Genomic DNA, 2,105 nt, shown 5'->3' on the forward strand with positions numbered 1-2,105 from the left:
ATCCAAACCCACGTCTCCTACGTGCTGCTAACGGGCAACTACGCCTACAAAGTCAAAAAGCCCGTCAACTACGGCTTTTTGGACTTCTCCACCTTAGAGAAGCGACAGCACTTTTGCCAGGAAGAACTGCGGCTGAACGGGCGTGGAGCCGCAGAGCTGTATCTGGACGTGGTTCCGCTGACGCAGACCGGGGAGCAGTTTCACCTAGGCGGCAGCGGTGATGCGGTAGAATTTGCGGTCAAGATGCGGCAGTTTCCGTCAGGAACGCTGTTCACGGAGCTATTCGAGCGCGGCGAACTCACCGAGAGTTTGCTAGAGCGACTGGCGCACGTCCTCGCTCAGTTTCATCGCAAAGCCGTCACAAACGACTACATTCGCGGCTTTGGGCAGGTGTCGCAGATTCGGGAGGCGATCGACGAAAACTACGAGCAAACCGAGCACTACATCGGCGGACCTCAGACGCAGACGCAGTTCGACGAGACAAAGCAGTACACCGATCGGCTGTTTGCTGAGCAGGAGGCGCTATTTGTCGATCGCGTCAAGCACGACTGGATTCGCGAGTGCCATGGAGATGTGCACCTGCGGAACATTGCTTTGTGGAACGACCAGATTTTGCTGTTCGACTGCATCGAGTTCAACGAGCCGTTTCGCTTCGTCGATACGATGTTTGACATTGCCTACATCGTCATGGACCTGGACGTGCGCGATCGCCACGACCTGAGCAATCGCTTCCTTAACGCTTACCTGGAGCAAATGGGCGATTGGGAAGGGTTGCAGGTGCTGCCGCTGTATCTTAGCCGTCAGTCCTACGTCCGGGCAAAAGTCACCTCGTTTCTGCTGGACAATCCCACCGTGCCCGACGCGGTAAAGCAGGAAGCGACAGAAACGGCTGCCCAGTACTACCGCTTGTCCTGGGAGTACACGCGATCGCAGTCAGGTCGCTTGATTTTGATGTCGGGTTTGTCTGGTTCTGGCAAGAGTACGACCGCACGCGAGTTAGCAAAACGAGTGGGGGCGGTGCATTTACGATCGGATGCCGTCCGGAAGCACTTGGCAGGCGTGCCGCTGGACGATCGCGGCGGATCAGAGCTGTATACGCCAGAAATGACGCAGCAAACGTACGATCGCCTACGTCAGTTGGGCGTCACGCTTGCCGCTCAGGGCTACACGGTGATTCTGGATGCCAAGTACGATCGCCAACTGCTGCGACAGGCGGCGATCGACGATGCACAGGCGCACGGTCTGCCGCTGCACATTCTGTACTGCACTGCGCCACCAGAAGTGTTGCGGGCGCGAGTGGGCGATCGCACCGGAGACATTTCTGACGCCACAGTGGATGTGCTTGCCCAGCAGCAGTTCGACTCATTCAGCGATGCCGAACAGCCTTATGTGATCTCTGTCGATACAACGCAAGATCTAGCCGCACAGCTTAGCCCTCTCCAGAGATGAAGGCGTTGCTGAATCGAATGTTGTGCCAATTCGGCTCAAAGCGGATTCTCCAGATAGCGCTGATAGCCTACTTCATCCAGTTTCGCCTGCTTGTCCAGCACCATCTGGGCAAGACTCTGGCGGTACTGCTGCACCTTTTCCAGCAGGGCGGCGTCATGACTCGCCAGAATTTGCACAGCTAACAGTCCAGCGTTGCGGGCATTGCCGATCGCCACCGTTGCTACCGGAATTCCCGCTGGCATCTGGACGATCGAGTACAGCGAGTCCACACCCTGTAAGTGGCGACTGGCAACGGGCACACCAATTACAGGTAGCGGCGTCAGCGAGGCCACCATTCCGGGCAGGTGAGCCGCTCCGCCTGCTCCAGCAATAATTATCTTGAGTCCGCGCTGGTGCGCCTGTTTGGCATAGTCCACCATGCGATCAGGCGTGCGATGGGCAGAAACGATGCCAACGTCACATGAGACGCCAAATTCTTCGCACACGGCGATCGCGCCCTGCATCGTGGGAAGATCGGAGTCGCTGCCCATGATGATGCCAACTAACGGAGAAGTCATAGGGGAATGAATGGTAAGTCAGGAGTTTTGATTTTACGCGATGGGCGATCGCACAATGAATGACCTAACAATTCGGAATGCTCGATTACTCGGCTACGA

The 2,105-nt window shown here is 56.8% G+C and carries 2 protein-coding genes; one reads left to right on the plus strand and one right to left on the minus strand.

Features of this window, described 5'->3' with window-relative positions:
* The coding region (locus tag H6F43_RS11335; RefSeq protein ID WP_190342872.1) for a bifunctional aminoglycoside phosphotransferase/ATP-binding protein at nucleotides 1-1,449 on the plus strand (1,449 nt) is incomplete at its 5' end.
* A gap of 35 nt (nucleotides 1,450-1,484) precedes the next feature.
* Here the strand turns inward: H6F43_RS11335 and purE are convergent.
* Entirely contained in the window at nucleotides 1,485-2,006 is a 522-nt protein-coding gene (gene purE, locus H6F43_RS11340; protein ID WP_190342873.1) for a 5-(carboxyamino)imidazole ribonucleotide mutase, read from the minus strand.
* Nucleotides 2,007-2,105: the final 99 nt, after the last annotated feature.

Source organism: Leptolyngbya sp. FACHB-36 (assembly GCF_014695955.1).
Lineage (GTDB): Bacteria > Cyanobacteriota > Cyanobacteriia > Leptolyngbyales > Leptolyngbyaceae > FACHB-36.

What these genes read in the sequence shown, in the direction of transcription:
- purE (WP_190342873.1), bottom strand. Translation starts at nt 2,006, where the DNA reads ATGACTTCTCCGTTAGTTGGCATCATCATGGGCAGCGACTCCGATCTT.